Annotated in this window: 1 protein-coding gene; it reads left to right on the forward strand. The window is 45.1% G+C overall.

Features of this window, described 5'->3' with window-relative positions; translation table 11 throughout:
• Window positions 1-244, forward strand: a 244-nt coding sequence (locus R2R70_RS22465; RefSeq protein ID WP_410979267.1) for a hypothetical protein, incomplete at both ends; no start/stop codon positions are given.

Consider the following 244-nt stretch of genomic DNA (forward strand, 5'->3'; position numbering starts at 1 on the left):
ATTTTTAGAAGCACTTGATCCTGCACAATTAGGCATTCGTATCACTAAGAAGATCGGTGAGATCAACTTGAATGCTCTTACTGGGGAAGGCTCAATAGCTGGTGCTTTGATCGCCAATGCATTTGCGCTCGCATTCCTTGGAAAAGTGGCCACTTTATTAAAGCCGCTTAAATCCATTCTTTCTGGCGCTTTTGCTGTCTATAAATGGGGCAAAGGTTTAAGAGGCGGGATGGGAGCAGGAACG

It is taken from the genome of Cobetia sp. SIMBA_158, from assembly GCF_046566945.1.
Classification (GTDB): domain Bacteria; phylum Pseudomonadota; class Gammaproteobacteria; order Pseudomonadales; family Halomonadaceae; genus Cobetia; species Cobetia amphilecti.